The sequence below is a fragment of the Mesorhizobium captivum genome, from assembly GCF_033977165.1.
GTDB lineage: Bacteria > Pseudomonadota > Alphaproteobacteria > Rhizobiales > Rhizobiaceae > Mesorhizobium > Mesorhizobium captivum.
Genome location: NZ_JAVIJB010000016.1, coordinates 25,251 through 44,533, shown reverse-complemented (window position 1 = coordinate 44,533; position 19,283 = coordinate 25,251). Strand labels below are relative to the sequence as shown.

Here is a 19,283-nt window from a genome sequence, read left to right as displayed (position 1 = left end):
GCCCGCATCTTCAGCCCCGATATGGGGTGGCGGCTCCTTACACGAAGCCGATTTCCTATTCTAGCCGGGAATTTCAGTGGTGGCGAATGGCTTCAGCTGCCCAGGATGCCAATGGTGAAGTCGTTAGGCGGCTTTGTCGACCAGCCGCGCCAATTGAGTCATGACAACAGCAGAGCCGGCCAAGCGCTTTTCGGCGTTCGGCCAGTCGCGGATGAAGACGACACTGTGGTCGGCCCTGATCTTGGCCAGCGAGCCCTGCTCCCCGATGAACTTGACCAGCCCGACCGGATTGGGGAATTCGCGCTTGCGGAAATGGATGACGACGCCCTTGGGGCCGGCGTCGAGCTTCTCGACATTGGCCCTGCGGCAGAGCGCCTTGATGAAGACGATCTTCAGAAGATGCGTCACCTCTTCCGGCAGCGGCCCGAACCGGTCGATCAGCTCGGCGCCGAAGCCGTCGATCTCCTCGGTGGTTTCGAGATCGCCGAGGCGGCGATAGAGCGCCATCCTGAGTTGCAGGTCCGGCACGTAGCTTTCCGGGACCATCACGGCGGTGCCGACCGCGATCTGCGGCGACCAGCCGCCATCCTGCACTTCGCCCGAATCCTTCACCTCGGCCACCGCCTCTTCCAGCATCTGCTGGTAAAGCTCGAAACCGACCTCCTTGATGTGGCCGGACTGCTCTTCGCCAAGCAGATTGCCGGCGCCTCGGATGTCGAGATCGTGGCTGGCGAGCTGGAAGCCGGCGCCGAGCGTGTCGAGCGACTGCAACACCTTCAGCCGCCGCTCGGCGGTGTCGGTGAGCTTGCGGTTGGCCGGCAGCGTGAACAGCGCATAGGCGCGCACCTTGGAGCGGCCGACGCGGCCGCGCAGCTGGTAGAGTTGCGCCAGGCCGAACATGTCGGCGCGGTGGATGATCAGCGTGTTGGCGGTCGGGATGTCGAGCCCGGACTCCACGATGGTCGTCGACAGAAGCACGTCGTACTGGCCGTCGTAGAAAGCGTTCATGATGTCGTCAAGTTCGCCGGCCGGCATCTGGCCATGCGCGACCGCAATCTTCAGCTCCGGAACGGATTCCTGCAGGAAATCATGGATTTCGGCCAGATCGCTGATACGCGGCACGACATAGAAGGAATGGCCGCCGCGATAGCGTTCGCGCAGCAGCGTCTCGCGGATGACCAGCTGATCGAAGGGCGAGATGAAGGTGCGCACCGCCATGCGGTCGACCGGCGGCGTGGCGATCAGCGACAATTCGCGCACCCCGGTCAGCGCCAGCTGCAGCGTGCGCGGGATCGGCGTCGCCGACAGCGTCAGCACATGCACGTCGTTCTTCAGGTCCTTCAGACGCTCCTTGTGCTTGACGCCGAAATGCTGCTCCTCGTCGATGATCAACAGGCCGAGATTCTTGAACGAAATCGAAGACCCGAGCAGCGCATGGGTGCCGACGACGACGTCGACCGTGCCGTCGGCGACACCCTTCTTGGTTTCGGCCAGTTCCTTGGAACCGACCAGGCGCGAGGCCTGCGCGATGCGGATCGGCAGGCCGGAGAAGCGCTGCGAGAAGGTCTTGAAATGCTGGCGCGACAGGAGCGTCGTCGGCACGACGACCGCGACCTGGAACCCTTCCATGGCCGCGATGAAGGCGGCGCGCAGCGCCACTTCCGTCTTGCCAAAGCCGACATCGCCGCAGACCAGCCGGTCCATCGGCTTGCCGGCGCCGAGATCGTCCATAACGGAATCGATCGCCGTCTGTTGGTCGTCGGTTTCCTCATAAGGGAAACGCGCGGCGAACTCGCCATAGAGACCTTCGGCCGGGATCATGGCGGGCGCCGCGCGCATCTGTCGCTCGGCGGCGATGCGGATCAACTGCCCGGCCATGTCGAGGAGGCGTTTCTTCAGCCGCGCCTTGCGCGCCTGCCAGGCGCCGCCGCCGAGTTTGTCGAGTGGCGCCTCAGCCGAATCCGAACCGTAGCGCGACAGAAGCTCGATGTTTTCCACCGGCAGGAACAGCCGGTCGTCGCCGGCATAGTGGATTTCGAGGCAATCATGCGGCGCGCCCACCGCTTCGATGGTGCGCAGGCCGATAAATCGCCCGATACCGTGATCGGTATGGACGACGATGTCGCCCGACGACAGCGACGAAGCCTCGGCGATGAAGTCGGAGGCCTTCTTCTTGCGCTTCGAACGACGGATCAGCCTGTCGCCGAGGATATCCTGCTCTGCGACGACGACCATCTCGTCGGTCTCGAAGCCGGATTCGAGCGGCAGCACGGCGAGCCCCGCCTGGCCCGGCTCCAGCTTTTCAACCTCGGCAAGCGTGGCGACGGGCTTGAGGTTGCCGAGATGGTGTTCGGCGAGGATCTGGCCAAGACGGTCGAGCGAGCCTTCGGTCCAGCCGGCGACGATAACCCGGCGTCGTGCGGCGCGCTCGTCGGCAATATGCTTTACGACCACGTCGAAGACGTTGGTATTGGGATCGGCGCGCTCCTCGGCGAAGCTGCGGCCATGCCGCGAGCCGGCATGAAAGACCTTCTTGGCTCCGACATCCGGCGCATCGAACACGGTGAAGTCGATGTCTTCGCGCGGGCCGAGCGAAGCTTTGAGGTTTTCCGGCGAGAGATAAAGCAGATCCGGCGCCACCGGCTTGTAGGGCACCGCGTCCTTAAGCGCGGCGTCGGCCTGCTTTCGGCGTGCCTCATAGTGGTCGAGGATCAGCGTGTGGCGCTCGGCCAATGCCTCATGTGCCAGATGGTCGAAGACCACCGGCGCATCCGGCAGGTAGTCGAACACCGTTTCCAGCCGTTCGTAGAAGAAGGGTAGCCAGTGCTCCATGCCGGCAAAGCGGCGCCCTTCGCTGACTGCGGCATAGAGCGCATCATCGCGCGACGGCGCGCCGAAGGCCTCGATATAGGAGCGGCGGAAGCGGCTGATCGTCTCCGGCGTCAGCGCCACCTCGCTCATCGCCTGCAGCGCCATCGACTTGCGCTGCCCGGTTGTGCGCTGGGTCGCGACGTCGAAGACGCGGATCGATTCCAGCGTGTCGCCGAAAAAGTCGAGCCTCAGTGCCTCGCTCCAGCCGGGCGCGAACAGATCGAGGATGCCGCCGCGCACTGCGAATTCGCCGACGTCGCGCACGGTCGGCACGCGCTCGAAACCGGAATTCTCCAGCCGCGCGATCAGCACGTTCATGTCGATCTGGTTGCCGGGCTTGGCATGGAAGGTCTGCGCTTCGATCAGCCCAGCCGGCGGAATGCGTTGCAGCAGCGCGTTGGCCGTTGTGAGGATCACGGCGCGATGCGGCTTCCTGGCGAGCGCAATGATGGCGGAAAGCGCATCGAGCCGCCGCGCTGCGGCATCCGCGCCGGGCGAAACACGGTCGTAAGGCAGGCAGTCCCAAGCCGGCAGTTCGAGCACCGGCAGGCCGGGCGCCGCAAAGGCCAGCGCCTCGATGATCGCCGGCAACCGCTGGCCGTCGCGCGCGACGAATAGCACCGGCTTGTTGGGCGCGATCTCGTGCGCGGTCCGCACCAGTGCGAAAGCTTCGTAGCCGTCGGCGACGCCGTCGACGATGAACTGGCCGGCGCGGCCCTTGGGCAGGCCGATGGAAGGAATGAGGCTCATCGATATGCGTTTTTCAAAATGTCATGGTCCGGCGCGACGCCAGGATCTTTTGCAGCACCGCGCAATCGATATCGGGCGGAACCGGGCGTTCGCCGGTGACCATCGGCAGGAATTCGGTATCGGGGATTTCGAGGAGCATTTCATATTGGTCGATTTCGTCGCCGGTCAAGGCGCCGATCTCGGCATCGGCGAAGGAACCGAGGATGAGGTCCATCTCGCGCATGCCGCGATGCCAGGAGCGGAACAGGAGCTTACGGCGGCGGGCATCCAACCCCTCGCTTGATCGCTGTGTTCCGGTCATGGCGCCGCTTCCCTGTTCGAAGCGGCGCATATAGCGTGGATAGAGGACGGTGTCAGCCTTGCAAGGCAAAGTAAGACACCCGACAATCAACCTGAAATGATTGCATTCCTTCGCGCCCCCCTCTGTCCTGCCGGACATCTCCCCCGCTTCGGGGGAGATCAGCCGGCACCTCCGCTTTCGCCAATCTTCAACGTTGCAGAATGGGCGCAGCGCCGAAGCTGCCAATCTCCCCCCTTGTGGGGGAGACGTCCGGCAGGACAGAGGGGGGCGCGAAGGAACGCGGCCTATCCAGATTCTCAACGGGCGCAGCTCTGATGCGCCCTTCCATCCTCGATCCCTTGTTTGTCCCGATAACCTCGCTTGCCGGCATTGGCCCGAAAGTCGGGACCATGATCGAGCGGGTCGTGCCGGCCGACCTCGGCGACCGTCCCGCACGCGCCGCCGACCTATTGTTCGTCTTACCCAACACGGTGATCGACCGCCGCAACCGGCCCGGCATCGCGCTTTCGGCCGAAGGCCAGATCGTCACGCTCGAAGTGCGGGTCGACCGCCATCAGCCGCCGCCCCCGCGCAACAAGTCAGTGCCCTACCGGGTCTACGCCCACGACGACACCGGCGAGATCGCGCTGACCTTCTTCCATGCCCATGCCGCGTATCTGCAGAAGATGCTGCCGGAAGGCGAACGTGTCGCGATCTCCGGCCGCATGGAGTGGTTCAACGGCCGCCCGACCATGGTCCATCCCGACCATATCGCGCCGATCGACGAGGCCGAGGGGCTGCCGCTGGTCGAGCCCGTCTATCCGCTCACCGCCGGGCTGTCGTCAAAAGTGCTGCGCCGCGCCATCGGACAGGCGCTCGGCCGCCTGCCGGAATTGCCGGAATGGCAGGACGACGCCTTCATGCGCCGGCACACTTTTCCCGCCTTCGGCGATGCGCTCACCCGCATCCACAATCCGAAGGATCCAATCGACGTCGCCGTCGAGGGATCGGCCTGGCGGCGCCTGGCTTACGACGAATTTCTGGCCGGACAGGTGTCGCTGGCGCTGGTGCGGGCCAGAATCCGCCGCCTGTCGGGGCGGCCGCTGGTCGGCGACGGCCGCATCGTCGAGAAGCTGCGCACGGCCCTGCCCTACAAGCTCACCCCTAGCCAGGAATTCGCGCTCGGCGAGATCAATGCCGACCTCGCCGATCCCGAACGCATGCTGCGCCTGCTGCAGGGCGATGTCGGCTCCGGCAAGACGGTGGTCGCGCTGCTTGCCATGGGACGCGCGGTCGAGGCAGGCGGTCAGGCGGCACTGATGGCGCCGACTGAGATCCTGGCGCGCCAGCATCTGGCGACGATCGCGCCGCTTGCGGAAAAAGCCGGGCTGCGCGTCGCTATCCTCACCGGGCGCGAGAAGGGCCGCGAACGCACGGAGGCGCTGGAAGGCCTCGCCAGCGGCGCCATCGACATCGTCGTCGGCACCCACGCGCTGTTCCAGGAAACGGTGACCTTCCACGACCTCGTCCTTGCCGTCGTCGACGAGCAGCACCGCTTTGGCGTCCACCAAAGGCTGGCGATCACCGCCAAAGGCGATGCGCCCGACATGCTGGTGATGACGGCGACCCCCATCCCACGCACGCTGGTGCTGACTGCCTTCGGCGACATGGACGTCTCGAAGCTGACCGAAAAGCCGGCCGGCCGGCAGCCGATCCGCACCGTGACGCTGCCGATGGAGCGGCTGGACGAACTGGTCGGGCGCATGGTTGACGCCGTCGCCGAAGGCCAGAAGATCTACTGGATCTGCCCGCTGGTCGAGGAATCCGAAGAGATCAAGCTGATGTCGGCGGAAGATCGTTTTGCTTCGCTGAAGCCCCTGTTCGGCCACCGGATCGGGCTTGTGCACGGCCGCATGAAGGGCGCGGAGAAGGACGAGGCGATGCGCGCCTTCAAACAGGGCGAGACGCGCATCCTGATCGCCACCACCGTGATCGAGGTCGGCGTCGACGTGCCGGACGCGACGATCATGGTCATAGAGCATGCCGAGCGCTTCGGCCTTGCCCAGTTGCACCAGCTGCGCGGCCGGGTCGGACGCGGCGACAAGCCGTCATCCTGTGTGCTGCTCTACAAGGACCCGCTCGGCGAAACGGCGAAGCGCCGGCTTTCAGTGATGCGCGAGACCGAGGACGGCTTCCGCATCGCAGAGGAGGATCTGAAACTGCGCGGCGAAGGCGAGCTGCTGGGTACGCGCCAGTCCGGCACGCCCGGCTTCCAGGTGGCGCGCATCGAGTTCCACGCCGACCTGCTCGAGGCCGCGCGTGACGACGCAAGGCTGATCCTGTCGCGCGATTCGGAACTGCAGTCCGAACGCGGCGAAGCGCTTCGCCTCTTGCTCTACCTGTTTGGGCGCGACGAGGCGGTGCGCTTGCTGCGCGCCGGCTGAGGTCCGGCGCCGAGAGGCGGGTTGGCAAGCGGGCCCTCGATCCGTTCGCCGTTCAGCGTCACCAGCTTGGTCTTGACCTCCGGCGCCACCATGCCGGCCGAAACGATGAGCTTGGCGCCGTCCTCGATGGTCATGTCGAGCGGCACGATCTCGGATTTATGCACATACATCAGGAAGCCGGTGGTCGGGTTCGGCGTGCACGGCATGAACACCGCGATCAGCGGATCGCCTTCCTGGTCGAGCTTCTGGTTGATCTCGGTTTCCTTCTCGCTGGCGACGAAGACCAGCGACCAGACGCCTTTGCGCGGATATTCGACCAGCCCGACCTGGCGGAACATGTCGCCCTTGTTCGACAGCACGGTCTCGAAAATCTGCTTCAGCGAGCCGTAGATGCCGCGCACCAGCGGCATGCGGCCGAGCAGCCGCTCGCCGAAATTGACGATGGCGCGGCCGACGATGTTGGCCGTCAGGAAGCCGATCAGCGTGATCAGCACCAGAGCCACGATCAACCCGAAGCCTGGAACCGGGAACGGCAGGTAGGTGTCGGGATTGTAACGAACGGGGATGTAAGGCTTCACCCAGGAATCGACCCAGCCGATCAGCGACCAGGCGATATAAGCGGTGATCGCCAGCGGCGCGCAGACGATGAAACCGGTTAGGAAATAGTTCCTGAGCCGGGTCATGCCAGAGGTCTTCAGGGCGTCGGACATGAGTTCACCGCGGCGCAGGTTGCAACGCCAGATTAGTGAACCGCGATCCCGTTTGGAACTGCGAAGTTTTTAAAGATGCCCGCTAAGCCGCCGCATCCATCGGCACGATCTTCTCAAGTTCCGCCGCGATCTTTCTCGCCTCGGTCTCGAGTTCGTAGGCCTTCTGGAAGTTCATCCAGAACTCCGGGGTAGTGTTGAAGAACCTGGCAAGGCGAAGGGCAGTATCGGGAGTGAGGCCAACCTCTTCCTTGACGATACGCTCGATACGAGTACGCGGAAGATTGAGCTTTCGCGCCAATGCGCCGGCGCTCATGCCAAGAGGAACAAGATACTCTTCGCGTAGGAATTCCCCGGGGTGGATAGGGCGTGCGAACTTGACCATAGCTCAGTATCCTCAAAGGGTTAGGGCGAGTGCCCCTTCCCCACGACATGTATCATGCTATGATACAAAGCCAATTGCAAGATCGCGGCTCTCCACGTTCCAGACGGAAGCTGCTTCCGTTCGCGACTAGCCGAGACATTCCTCCCTTCGTCATCCACGGGCGAAGCAAGGAGCGAAGCGACGCGGCGTAGACCCGAGGATCCATTCCGTGACGCCGGCCGAAGAATGCTACCCGTCAGAATAGTCCCCTGATCATGCACCCGTTATGCTCCATGCATGACGGGCTATGTCTATATGACAGCAAGCAAGAAGCGCGGCACCATATACACTGGTGTCACAAACGATCTCGCCCGTCGGATGCCGGAGCACAGATCCGGCGAAGGCTCGCGCTTTACCGGGCGCTACGGCGTGCAACGCCTGGTCTGGTACGAAGAATATTTCGACGTCCGTGATGCCATCCAGCGCGAGAAGTCGCTGAAACGCTGGCCGCGCCAATGGAAAATCGAACTGATCGAGAAAGCCAATCCCGAATGGTTCGAGCTTTTCCGCGGCACCGGGTGGTAGCGCATAATTCTGTGATGCTTTGATCGCTCAAACGTCACGGAATGGATCCTCGGGTCTGCGCAGGAGCTTCGCTCCTGCTCCGCCCGTGGATGACGAAAGAAGGGCCACAGCGCCGAGAGCCTACTCCACCGTCACCGATTTCGCCAGATTGCGCGGCTGGTCGACGTCGGTGCCCATGAACACGGCGGTGAAATAGGCGAGCATCTGGATCGGCAGCGCGTAGATGATCGGCGATATGATCTCCGGCACGTCGGGCAGGATGATCGTCTCCATCGTCTTGACGTTCGCCTGCGCGGCGCCCTTGGCGTCGGTGATAAGGATGATCTTGCCGCCGCGCGCCGCCACTTCCTGCATGTTGGACACCGTCTTTTCGAAGATGCGGTCATGCGGCGCGATCACGATCACCGGCATGTTCTCGTCGATCAGCGCGATCGGCCCATGCTTCAGCTCGCCGCCGGCATAGCCTTCGGCGTGGATGTAGGAGATTTCCTTGAGCTTCAGCGCCCCTTCCATGGCTAAAGGAAAATTGGTGTCGCGGCCGAGATAGAGCACGTCCTTGTAGCGCGAGAGCTCGCGCGAGATGCGTTCGATCTGCTCGTCGAGCTTCAGCACTTGGGTGGCGAAGCGCGGCGCCTCGGAGAGCTCGCGCACCAGCTGCCTCTCCTCATCGCGCGAGATCGTGCCGCGCGCCACGCCGGCGCGCACGGCAAGAGCAGCGAGAACCGACAGCTGGCAAGTAAAAGCCTTGGTCGAGGCGACGCCGATCTCCGGCCCGGCCAGCGTCGGCAGCACGACATCGGATTCGCGCGCCATGGTCGATTCGCGCACATTGACGACGGCGCCGATCTTCATGCCGGCCTGGCGGCAGTAGCGTAGCGAGGCCAGCGTATCGGCGGTTTCGCCCGACTGCGAGATGAAGAAGGCTGCGTCGTTCGCCGACAGCGGCATCTCGCGGTAGCGGAATTCGGAGGCGACATCGATGTCGATCGGCAGCCGCGCATAGCGCTCGAACCAGTATTTGCTGATCAGCCCGGCGAGATAGGCGGTGCCGCAGGCCGAGAGCGCCAGCCGTCCGATCTTGGCGAAGTCGAAAGGCAGGTCGAGCGGCTTCGACACGCCGGAGACGAAATCCACATAATGCGCCAGCGTGTGCGAGATCACCTCCGGCTGCTCATGGATTTCCTTTTCCATGAAATGGCGGCGGTTGCCCTTGTCGATCATGAAGCTGGTCGACAGCGACTGCTGCCGCTTGCGGTCGACCTTGTTGCCGTCGATGTCGTAGATGGTGACGCTGTTGCGGCGCACTTCCGCCCAGTCGCCGTCTTCCAGATAGGTAACCGCGTTGGTGAAGGGCGCCAGCGCGATGGCGTCGGAGCCGAGGAACATTTCGCCGTCGCCATGGCCGACGGCCAAAGGCGGACCGTTGCGGGCGCCGACGATCAGATCCTCGTCGCCCTTGAACATGATGGCCAGCGCAAAGGCGCCGGAGAGCCGCTTCAGCGCCCGATGCGCCGCCTGGACCGGCTTCAGCCCCTTGGCGAGCTCCCGCGCCACCAGATGGGCGACGACCTCGGTGTCGGTCTGCGAGGAGAAGGTATAGCCGTCACGGACAAGCTCGTCGCGCAGCTCGGCAAAATTCTCGATGATGCCGTTGTGGACGATGGCAACGCCCTCGGAAAAATGCGGATGCGCGTTGGTCTCGTTCGGCACGCCATGCGTCGCCCAGCGGGTATGGCCGATGCCGATCGTGCCGTCGAGCGGCTCTTCCTTCAGCCGGCGTTCCAGGTTGATCAGTTTGCCTTCGGCGCGGCGGCGGCCGAGCGCGCCCTTCTCGATGGTGGCGACGCCGGCCGAGTCATAACCGCGATATTCCAGCCGCTTCAGCGCATCGACGATGAGCGGCGCGACCTGCGAATGGCCGACAATTCCAACGATACCGCACATGCCTACCCCCGATTCCCTGCAGAAACCCAGCGCTATCTAGGGATTGCCGGATTGCCGCGAAAGTCACTTTGCGTTTCGTTCCGTGTCAGCTGGAACGGTTTTGCACCGATGCACCATGACAGGGCGCGCTTGCAATCCGGTTACCGCAATTGCTTGGTTTTTCGCAGCGCAGGTCCCCGATTGTTCATTGTTGGCGGCGGTGGCGCCGGCAGGGAAAACGTCCTTTGACGATCACTCCGCTACTCTTTTCTTCGCCGCAGCCGCCGAAGCGAAGCGTTCGCGCAATTCCCTGCCTTTGCCAGGCAGCGTCTTCTGCCGGGCGCGGCCGAAGGCGAGCGCATCGTCGGGCACGCTTTCGGTGATCACGCTGCCGGAGGCGATGTAGCCACCCTTGCCGATCGTGAGCGGCGCCACCAGCGAGGAGTTCGAACCGACAAAGGCGCCCTCGCCGATGTCGGTGAAGAATTTCGAATAGCCGTCATAATTGCACGTGATGGTGCCGGCGCCGATATTGGCCCCTGCGCCGACACGCGCGTCGCCGATATAGGTCAGGTGATTGACCTTGGCGCCTTCCTCGATCGTCGCCTGCTTGATCTCACAGAAATTGCCCACCTTCGCCTTCTGCTTGAGATCGGCGCCCGGCCGCAGCCGCGCGAACGGTCCGACGTCGCAATTCGAAGCGATCGTCGCCCCTTCGATATGGCTGAAGGCGTGAATCCTGGCGCCCGAGGCGATCTTGACGCCAGGACCGAACCAGACATTCGGCTCGACGATCGTATCGGCGCCGATTTCGGTGTCGTGCGAGAAATAGACTGTCTCCGGCGCAATCAGCGTCACGCCGGAAAGCATCGCCTCGCGCCGCCGGCGCCCCTGCCAAATGCCTTCCGCCTCGGCGAGCTCGGCCCGGTTGTTGATGCCGAGCGCGCTCTCGAAGCTGGCCTCCGTGGCAACGACATCGAGGCCTTCCGCACCCGCGATCTCGACGATGTCGGTGAGATAGAACTCGCCCTTGGCATTGCTGTTGCCGACCTTGTCGAGCAATCGAAGCGCGTGCTTGCCGGCCACCGCCATCATCCCGGCATTGCAGAAGCCGATCTTCTTCTCCGCCTCGGAGCAGTCTTTTTCTTCGCGGATGGCGGCCAGCCGACCCCCCTTTTCGACCAGCCGGCCGTAGCCGGTCGGATTGGGCGGACGGAAGCCGATCACCGCGACGGCAGCTCCTTCCGCAAGCTTCTGCCGCGCGGCGGCCAATACTCCAGCGTCGATCAGCGGCGTGTCGCCGAACATGACGAGAATGTCGTCATAATCCTTTGATATCGCTTCGCGAGCGGCAAGCACGGCATGCGCCGTGCCGAGTCGCCTCTCCTGCACGAAAGTCTCGGCTCTCGGCGCGAATTTCTGTGCCGCCTTGCGCATCTCCTCGGCGCCATGGCCGATCACCAGCGCCAAGGCCGTTGCTCCAGCCGCTTCCGCTGCTTTCACCACATGCGCCACCATCGGCAAGCCGGCGATGGCGTGCAGCACCTTGGGCATCGCGCTTTTCATGCGCGTGCCTTCGCCGGCGGCGAGGATGATGGACAGGCAGGATCTCTGGCTCATGAAGGGCAACCGTATGAAAGAGCTCAATCAATGCATGCTAACAGCGGCGTGATGCTGCACCAATGCGGTTAAATTCCGGTGAGATGGGCTCGGCAACCGACTTTTAATCAGGAGGTCTACCAGGAGAAATTCGGCAAGCGCCGCTACAACAGGCCGTGTTTCTTGAACTCCGCCTGTTCATCGCCTGAGATCCAACCAAACACGCTGAGGCGGCCGTCACACGAGGTAGTCGACCTCGAAATCGATGGTCACGGGACTTTTGTCCTTGCGCTCATACTCGCCCGACCATTGCACCTTGGCCACGCAATGGTCGTGGTCGATCGGCGTTACCGATACCTCCCTGCAGATCATCTTCTTGCTGCCCATCGCGCGATAGGCCTCAAAACCCTTCTTCATAATGTCTTTCAACTGCTGGCCGTTCTCGCCGACCATGACCCCTGCGGGCGTCACCGAGACAAAGCCGGACGAATACATCTCTCCAAAATCGTCTATGTCGAAATTGCCGGCGATGGCGTCATTGTAGACCTTCTCATAGGCCTTGAAGAACTTTTGCACGTCCGCTTTGGCTGCCATTTTCACCTAGCTGCATTTGCCTTCAGTCATTGCACTTGCGCACAAGCCGGTAACGCAGGCTTTCCGGCGTCGTTCCGGATTGACGACAGAGGCGTTACCCCAGCCGTCCCAGTACCGGAAAATTCTCCAGCAGCCAGTAAGACGCGCTCTGCATCCCGCCCGTCAGGAAGAACACGCCGGCGACGACCAGCAGCGCGCCGATCGCCTTCTCGACGCGGCCGAGATGGACGCGGAATTTGCCGAGGAAGCGCATGAAGGCGCCGGAAAACAGCGCCGCGACCAGGAAGGGGATCCCGAGGCCGAGCGAATAGGCGGCGAGCAGCAGCGCGCCCTCGCCCACCGTCTCGCGGCCGCCGGCCAACGTCAGGATCGGCCCGAGCACCGGGCCGATGCAAGGCGTCCAGCCGAAAGCGAAGGCCAGTCCCATGATATAGGCGGCGACCATGCTGGCGGGCTTGCCCTGTGACTGGAAGCGCGCCTCGCGCGACAAAAGCGGGATGCGCAGGATGCCGAGAAAGTTCAGGCCCATGACGATGATCAGCGCGCCCGCCACCATCGCCAGCGGTTCCTGCCAGACGCGCAGCAGCCTGCCGATGGTCGAGGCGCCTGCGCCGAGCGCGACGAAGACGGTCGAGAAGCCGAGCACGAAGGCCAAAGAGGCATAAAGCAGCGCGCCACGCGTGCCGTCCCTTGCCGTCATGCCTTGATTGCCGCGGAAATCATCGACGGACACGCCCGCCATGTAGCAGAGATAGGGCGGCACCAGCGGCAGCACGCAAGGCGACAGGAATGAGATCGCCCCTGCCCCGACCGCGCTGACATAGCCGATGTCCAATGCCATTTCATGAAGCCCGATTGTGCTGGCGCCGATATAGCGATGCCGGAGCCCTCGTGCCAATCACCATTGTGTGGCACGTGGTCGCCCGGCCGAGGAAGAAACGACCGCCCCTGTGCGTTGAATGAACGGGCGCGCGATTGCCGCGCTTGTTCTCAGGGAGGTTCATCATGAAATCGATTGCGCTTGGATTCGCGGCTCTGTTGCTTGGCACGGCCGCATCCCAAGCCGCCGAGGCGTGGAAGGAGGCCGAAGTCGGCGGCAAGAAGATCTATACCGATGTCATGGGCATGACGCTTTACACCTATGACAAGGACGAGAAGGGCAAGTCCAACTGCTACGACAAATGCGCCGCCAACTGGCCGCCGTTGAAAGCCGAGGCCGGCGCCAAGGCGGATGATGAATGGACGATCGTCGATCGCACCGACGGCACCAAGATGTGGGCCTATGACGGCAAGCCGGTCTATACCTTCGTCAAGGACAAGAAGGCTGGCGACATGACCGGCGAAGGCGTCGCCGGCGCCTGGCACGTCGTCGCGGCCGATTGATTTCTTTTGGGCGGGCTGGCTGCCGGATCTTTGGCCGGCAGTCAGCCATCCCATCTCCTCCCCAAAAATGTGATCTTCGCCATACACTCTTAGAGTGTATCGCTTGCGCCGGGACCGCAAATTGGGCCCTTCCCCTTGACCGATTGCAAAAGCACGGCCATGTGAGCGACGAAAAGAGTGGGATTTCGTCGTGCGCCGCGGAGTTCTTCCGCCGCCTCACAGCTGATAAGAGACCTCATGGACGTCGTCGTCGTCGAATCGCCGGCCAAGGCGAAGACAATCAACAAATATCTGGGCAAGAACTATAAGGTCCTGGCCTCGTTCGGCCATGTCCGCGATCTGCCGGCCAAGGACGGCTCGGTGCGCCCCGACGAGGACTTTGCCATGTCCTGGTCGGTCGACACCGCCTCCGGCAAGCGCCTCGCCGACATCGCCAAGGCGGTCAAGGATGCCGACGGGCTGATCCTCGCCACCGACCCGGATCGCGAGGGCGAAGCGATCTCCTGGCATGTGCTGGAAGTATTGAGGCAGAAGCGTGCGCTGAAGGACAAACCGGTCAGCCGCGTCGTCTTCAACGCCATCACCAAGGCTTCCGTGCTGGAAGCCATGGCCAATCCGCGCCAGATCGATGCGCCGCTAGTCGATGCCTATCTCGCCCGCCGCGCGCTTGACTATCTCGTCGGCTTCACGCTGTCGCCGGTGCTGTGGCGCAAGCTGCCCGGCGCCCGTTCCGCCGGCCGCGTCCAGTCGGTGGCGCTGCGCCTCGTCAGCGACCGCGAATCCGAGATCGAGCGCTTCATCCGCGAGGAATACTGGCAGATCGCCGCCATCCTCAACACGCCGCGCAACGACAGCTTCGAGGCAAGGCTGACCGCCTATGCCGGCAAGAAGCTGCAAAAACTCGACATCGCCAACAAGGCGCAGGCCGACGACATCAAGGCGATGCTGGAAGGCGCGGCCTTCAAGGCGCTGTCGGTCGAAGCCAAGCCAACCAAGCGCAATCCCGGACCGCCCTTCACTACCTCGACGCTGCAGCAGGCCGCCTCCTCGCGGCTCGGCTTCTCGGCCAACCGCACCATGCAGGTCGCGCAGAAACTTTATGAAGGCATGGATGTCGGCGGCGAGACCGCCGGCCTCATCACCTACATGCGAACCGACGGCGTGCAGATGGCGCCGGAGGCGATCGAGGCCGCGCGCGATACTATCGCCGGCGAATTCGGCGCAAAATACCTGCCGGAGAAGCCGCGCTATTACTCGGTGAAGGCCAAAAACGCCCAGGAAGCGCATGAGGCGATCCGCCCGACCGACTTCAATCGCACCCCGGCATCGGTCCGGCAATATCTCGATGCCGACCAGGCGCGGCTCTATGAGCTGATCTGGAAGCGCGCCATCGCCAGCCAGATGCAGCCGGCCGAGATCGAGCGCACCACGGTCGAGATCGAAGCCGTCAACGGCGCCCGCACCGCCGAACTCCGCGCGGTCGGCTCGGTCGTGCGCTTCGACGGCTTCATCGCCGCCTATACCGACCAGAAGGACGAGGATGCGGAGGACGAGGAAAGCCGCCGCCTGCCCGAGATCCGAGCCAGTGAGCAGCTTGCCCGCGAGGCGATCAATGCCACCCAGCACACGACCGAGCCGCCGCCGCGCTACTCCGAGGCGACGCTGATCAAGAAGCTGGAGGAACTCGGCATCGGCCGGCCCTCGACCTATACGGCGATCCTGAAGACACTGGAGGACCGCGACTACGTCGCCATCGACCGGCGCAAGCTGGTGCCGCAGGCCAAGGGACGGCTGCTCTCGGCCTTCCTCGAAAGCTTCTTCGAGCGCTATGTCGAATATGACTTCACGGCTTCGCTCGAGGAAAAGCTCGACGAGATCTCCGACGGCAAGCTCGCCTGGAAAGACGTGCTGCGCGACTTCTGGAAGGATTTTTCCGGCGCCGTCGACGACATCAACGAACTGCGCGTCGCCGACGTGCTCGATGCGCTGAACGACGAGCTGGCCCCGCTGGTGTTCCCGGCGCGGGAAGACGGCTCGAACCCGCGCATCTGCCCGAAATGCGGCACCGGCAACCTGTCGCTGAAGCTCGGCAAGTTCGGCGCCTTCGTCGGCTGCTCGAACTATCCGGAATGCTCCTACACTCGCCAGCTTGGCGACGCCGCCAATCCCAATGGCGAGAACGGCAATGGCGAGGACGGCGTCAGGCTGCTCGGCAAGGATCCGTACACGGCCGAGGAGATCACGCTGCGCAGCGGCCGCTTCGGCCCCTATATCCAGCGCGGCGAAGGCAAGGACGCCAAGCGTTCCAGCCTGCCCAAGGGCTGGACGGCCGAGTCGATCGACCATGAGAAGGCGATCGCGCTGCTGTCGCTGCCGCGCGACGTCGGCAAGCATCCGGAAACCGGCAAGATGATCTCGGCCGGCCTCGGACGCTACGGGCCCTTCGTGCTGCACGACGGCACCTATGCGAATCTCGAAAGCATCGAGGACGTGTTCTCGATCGGCTTGAACCGCGCCGTCTCGGTGATCGCCGAGAAGCAGCAAAAGGGCAAGGGCGGCCGCAACGGCGCCACGCCCGCGGCGCTGAAGGAGCTTGGCGACCACCCCGACGGCGGCGGCAAGATCGTCGTGCGCGACGGCAAGTACGGCCCCTATGTCAACTACGGCAAGGTCAATGCGACGCTGCCCAAGGGCAAGGACCCGCAGTCGGTGACGATGGAAGAGGCGCTCGCTTTGATCGCCGAGAAGGAAGCCAAGGGCGGAGGCGGCAAGAAGCCGTTCCGCCGGGCGGCGAAGAAAGGATAGCAGGACGTGGCGCGCAGGATCTCCGGAAGAAGCCACGGCGATCCGCGCAGCGCCGACACCCGGGCCAAGGTCAAGGACGACTACCGGCCCTCGCGGGACGAAATCCTGCGCTACATCGCCGAAAATCCCGATCGCTCCGGAAAGCGCGAGATTGCCAAGGCCTTCGCGCTGCGCGGCGAGGACCGCATCTGGCTCAAGGATCTGCTGCGCGACCTTCAGGACGAAGGCCTGCTGACCAAGGAGCGCAAGCGCCTCACCCGCGCGGGCGCCTTGCCGCATGTCGCCGTGCTCGACATTGTCGGTCGCGACGCCGATGGCGTGCTGCTGGCCAATCCGAGCGAATACACCGGACCCGGCTCGCCGCCCGTCATCGCCATCCGCATTTCGCGCGGCGCCAGTGGCCCCGTCCCCGGCATCGGCGACCGCGTGCTCGCCAAGACCTTCCCGACCGACGATCCCGCCGGCCCTGCCTACACCGGGCGGGTAATGAAGATCTTCGAGAAGCGCAGCGAGGCGGTGCTTGGCATCTTCCGCGTGCTGAAGGATGGTTCTTTCCGCATCGAGCCGGTGGAACGGCGCCAGCCGGAACTCATCGTCGACAAGGAATTCCAGAACGGCGCCAAGAACGGCGATCTGGTTGAGGTCGAGCCGGCCCGCGCGTCGCGCTATGGCCTGCCCCGCGCCAAGGTGTTGGCGGTTCTTGGCTCGCTGACCAGCGAGAAGGCGGTCTCGATGATCGCCATCCACGCCCACGACATTCCGCACGTCTTTCCGGCCGATGTGATCGCCGAGGCCGAGGCGGCGAAGCCGGCGACGCTTGCCGGCCGCGAGGATTGGCGCGATTTGCCGCTGGTCACCATCGACCCGGCCGACGCCAAGGACCATGACGACGCGGTCTTCGCCACGCCCGACACGGACGAAAAAAACCCCGGCGGCGTCATAGCCACCGTGGCGATCGCCGATGTCGCCGCCTATATCCGCTATGGCACGCCGCTCGACCGCGAGGCGCTGAAACGCGGCAATTCGGTCTATTTCCCGGACCGGGTCGTGCCGATGCTGCCCGAGCGCATCTCCAACGATCTCTGCTCGCTGCGCGAAGGCGAGGACCGTCCGGCCATCGCCGTGCGCATGACCTTTTCCGCGGAAGGCCGCAAGCTCAGGCACTCCTTCCACCGTGTCATGATGAAGTCGGCGGCGAAGCTCGCCTACCCGCAGGCGCAGGCGGCGATCGACGGCGTGCCGGACGACAAGACAGGACCGATCCTCGATAGCGTTCTGAAGCCCCTGTGGGATGCCTATGCAGTGCTGAAGCGCGGCCGCAATGCCCGCCAGCCGCTGGAGCTTGACCTGCCGGAACGCAAGATCCTGCTCAAGCCCGACGGCACCGTCCACCGTGTTGTCGTGCCGGAGCGCCTCGACGCCCACAAGCTCATCGAGGAGTTCATGATCCAGGCCAACGTCGCGGCCGCCGAGACGCTGGAAGGCAAGAAGGAGCCTCTCGTCTTTCGCATTCATGACGCGCCTTCTCTGGCCAAGCAGGAATCGCTGCGCGAGTTCCTGCAAACGCTTGGCCTGTCGCTGGCGCGCGGCGCGCAGATGCGGCCAGGGCAGTTCAACGGCATTCTGGAGCGCGTGCGCGGCGCCGACAACGAGGCGCTGGTCAACGAGGTGGTGCTGCGCTCGCAGAGCCAGGCCGAATATTCGCCGAAGAATATCGGCCATTTCGGCCTTAATCTCAGGCGCTACGCGCATTTCACCTCGCCTATCCGGCGCTATGCGGATCTCATCGTGCATCGCGGACTGATCGCCGCGCTCGGCCTCGGTCCCGGCGGCCTGACCCAGCAGGAGGCCGACCGGCTGGAGGAAGTCGCAGCACTCATCTCGGCCACGGAACGCCGCGCAATGGCCGCCGAACGCGACACGGTCGACCGGCTGATCGCGGCTTACCTCGCCGAGCGCATCAACGACACCTTCGACGCGCGTATCTCCGGCGTCACCAAGGCGGGACTCTTTGTCCAATTGCCGCAATATGGCGCGGATGGTTTCATCCCGGTGTCAAGTTTGGACGGCGACTACTATATCTACGACGAAACCGCTCGATCGCTGTTCGGGGAACGCACCGGCAAGGGCTATCAGCTTGCCGACCGCGTCGAGGTGCGGCTGCTCGAGGTCGCGCCGATGGCCGGCGCGATGCGTTTCGAGATGCTGAGCGACCCTAAGCCGTTGCCAGGCTCGCGACGGTCGTTCCACAAGGCCAAGGGCCGCGCCCGCGCATCGCAGTCGCGTTCCGGGCCTCGCGGCAGGAGAAGATGATGCCAAAAGGATTTGGTATGGAACAACAGGTTTTCGGCGGCGAGCATCACTCCGGCCGCGCCGCGCGTCCGCTGTGGACGGCGATCAAGCGCGGCATGCTCGGCCGCTGCCCGCATTGCGGTAAAGGCAAGCTGTTCCACGCCTTCACCAAGCCCGTCGACAAATGCGGCGTCTGCGGCGAGGAGCTTCATCACCATCGCGCCGACGACCTGCCCGCCTATCTGGTGATCGTCATCGTCGGCCACATCGTGGTTGGCGCCTTCATGACTGTGGAGGCGACCTCGACGCTGACGCTGTGGCAGCACGCGCTGATCTGGGTGCCGCTGACCTTTATCCTGGCCGTCGCGCTGCTGCAGCCGGTCAAGGGCGCCGTCATCGGCCTGCAATGGGCGCTCTATATGCACGGCTTCGGTGGCGAGAAGGACGAGTTTGAACCGCATTCCTAGGCCTGGAGCGGCTCAGCCAACGCCGTCCGCTCCAAACATCTGTTTTTACGCAATTCCGGACGGAAAACCGCTGCGCACTTTTACTGGAATTGCGATCTTGCCTGTCTCAATTCCGGACGGAAAAACGCTGCGCACTTTTCCTGGAATTGCTCCAGCAGCGACGTTTCGTCCGGGGTTGGTGCAAAGACACGAACCCGCAAGCCACTTTCGCATTCGAGA

At 63.9% G+C, this 19,283-nt stretch carries 14 protein-coding genes; 6 read left to right on the top strand and 8 right to left on the bottom strand.

What is annotated here, in order from left to right:
• Positions 1-123: 123 nt before the first annotated feature.
• Positions 124-3,621, bottom strand: a complete 3,498-nt coding sequence (mfd, locus tag RFM40_RS15565) for a transcription-repair coupling factor (protein ID WP_320277774.1) — start codon at positions 3,619-3,621, stop codon at positions 124-126.
• A gap of 13 nt (positions 3,622-3,634) precedes the next feature.
• Positions 3,635-3,922, bottom strand: coding sequence for an FAD assembly factor SdhE (locus RFM40_RS15560; RefSeq protein ID WP_320227347.1), 288 nt, complete (start codon positions 3,920-3,922; stop codon positions 3,635-3,637).
• 314 nt (positions 3,923-4,236) lie between these two features.
• On the opposite strand from RFM40_RS15560, the gene recG reads away from it, so the two are divergent.
• On the top strand, positions 4,237-6,345 hold the full coding sequence (gene recG / locus RFM40_RS15555) for an ATP-dependent DNA helicase RecG (protein WP_320277773.1): 2,109 nt from the start codon (positions 4,237-4,239) through the stop codon (positions 6,343-6,345).
• Here recG and RFM40_RS15550 read toward each other — a convergent pair.
• Entirely contained in the window at positions 6,297-7,055 is a 759-nt protein-coding gene (locus tag RFM40_RS15550) for a DUF502 domain-containing protein (RefSeq protein WP_320227313.1), read from the bottom strand. The two genes, recG and RFM40_RS15550, sit on opposite strands and share 49 nt — an antisense overlap.
• Before the next feature lie 82 nt (positions 7,056-7,137).
• Positions 7,138-7,437, bottom strand: coding sequence for a HigA family addiction module antitoxin (locus RFM40_RS15545; protein ID WP_320227314.1), 300 nt, complete (start codon positions 7,435-7,437; stop codon positions 7,138-7,140).
• Between the two features lie 276 nt (positions 7,438-7,713).
• On the opposite strand from RFM40_RS15545, the gene RFM40_RS15540 reads away from it, so the two are divergent.
• Entirely contained in the window at positions 7,714-8,001 is a 288-nt protein-coding gene (locus RFM40_RS15540) for a GIY-YIG nuclease family protein (RefSeq protein WP_320227315.1), read from the top strand.
• A gap of 120 nt (positions 8,002-8,121) precedes the next feature.
• On the opposite strand, the gene glmS is transcribed toward RFM40_RS15540, so the two are convergent.
• From glmS to RFM40_RS15520, 4 genes are all read right to left on the bottom strand, one after another.
• Positions 8,122-9,945, bottom strand: coding sequence for a glutamine--fructose-6-phosphate transaminase (isomerizing) (gene glmS / locus RFM40_RS15535; protein WP_320277772.1), 1,824 nt, complete (start codon positions 9,943-9,945; stop codon positions 8,122-8,124).
• Positions 9,946-10,176: 231 nt separating this feature from the next.
• Entirely contained in the window at positions 10,177-11,544 is a 1,368-nt protein-coding gene (gene glmU / locus RFM40_RS15530; protein ID WP_320277771.1) for a bifunctional UDP-N-acetylglucosamine diphosphorylase/glucosamine-1-phosphate N-acetyltransferase GlmU, read from the bottom strand.
• Between the two features lie 216 nt (positions 11,545-11,760).
• Positions 11,761-12,117 (bottom strand): DUF6841 family protein, encoded by a 357-nt coding sequence (locus tag RFM40_RS15525; RefSeq protein WP_320227318.1) that lies wholly within the window; start codon positions 12,115-12,117, stop codon positions 11,761-11,763.
• 94 nt (positions 12,118-12,211) lie between these two features.
• The gene (locus tag RFM40_RS15520) at positions 12,212-12,958 is read right to left on the bottom strand and encodes a cytochrome c biogenesis CcdA family protein (RefSeq protein WP_320277770.1); all 747 of its coding nucleotides are present in this window, start codon (positions 12,956-12,958) and stop codon (positions 12,212-12,214) included.
• Positions 12,959-13,122: 164 nt separating this feature from the next.
• Here RFM40_RS15520 and RFM40_RS15515 point away from each other — a divergent pair, with 164 nt between their 5' ends.
• From RFM40_RS15515 to RFM40_RS15500, 4 genes are all read left to right on the top strand, one after another.
• On the top strand, positions 13,123-13,500 hold the full coding sequence (locus tag RFM40_RS15515; RefSeq protein WP_320227320.1) for a COG4315 family predicted lipoprotein: 378 nt from the start codon (positions 13,123-13,125) through the stop codon (positions 13,498-13,500).
• Positions 13,501-13,737: 237 nt separating this feature from the next.
• Positions 13,738-16,305, top strand: coding sequence for a type I DNA topoisomerase (gene topA / locus RFM40_RS15510; RefSeq protein WP_320277769.1), 2,568 nt, complete (start codon positions 13,738-13,740; stop codon positions 16,303-16,305).
• A gap of 6 nt (positions 16,306-16,311) precedes the next feature.
• Entirely contained in the window at positions 16,312-18,618 is a 2,307-nt protein-coding gene (gene rnr, locus RFM40_RS15505; RefSeq protein ID WP_320227322.1) for a ribonuclease R, read from the top strand.
• Positions 18,618-19,064 (top strand): DUF983 domain-containing protein, encoded by a 447-nt coding sequence (locus RFM40_RS15500; protein ID WP_320277768.1) that lies wholly within the window; start codon positions 18,618-18,620, stop codon positions 19,062-19,064. The genes rnr and RFM40_RS15500 overlap by 1 nt, the downstream gene beginning before the upstream one ends.
• Positions 19,065-19,283: the final 219 nt, after the last annotated feature.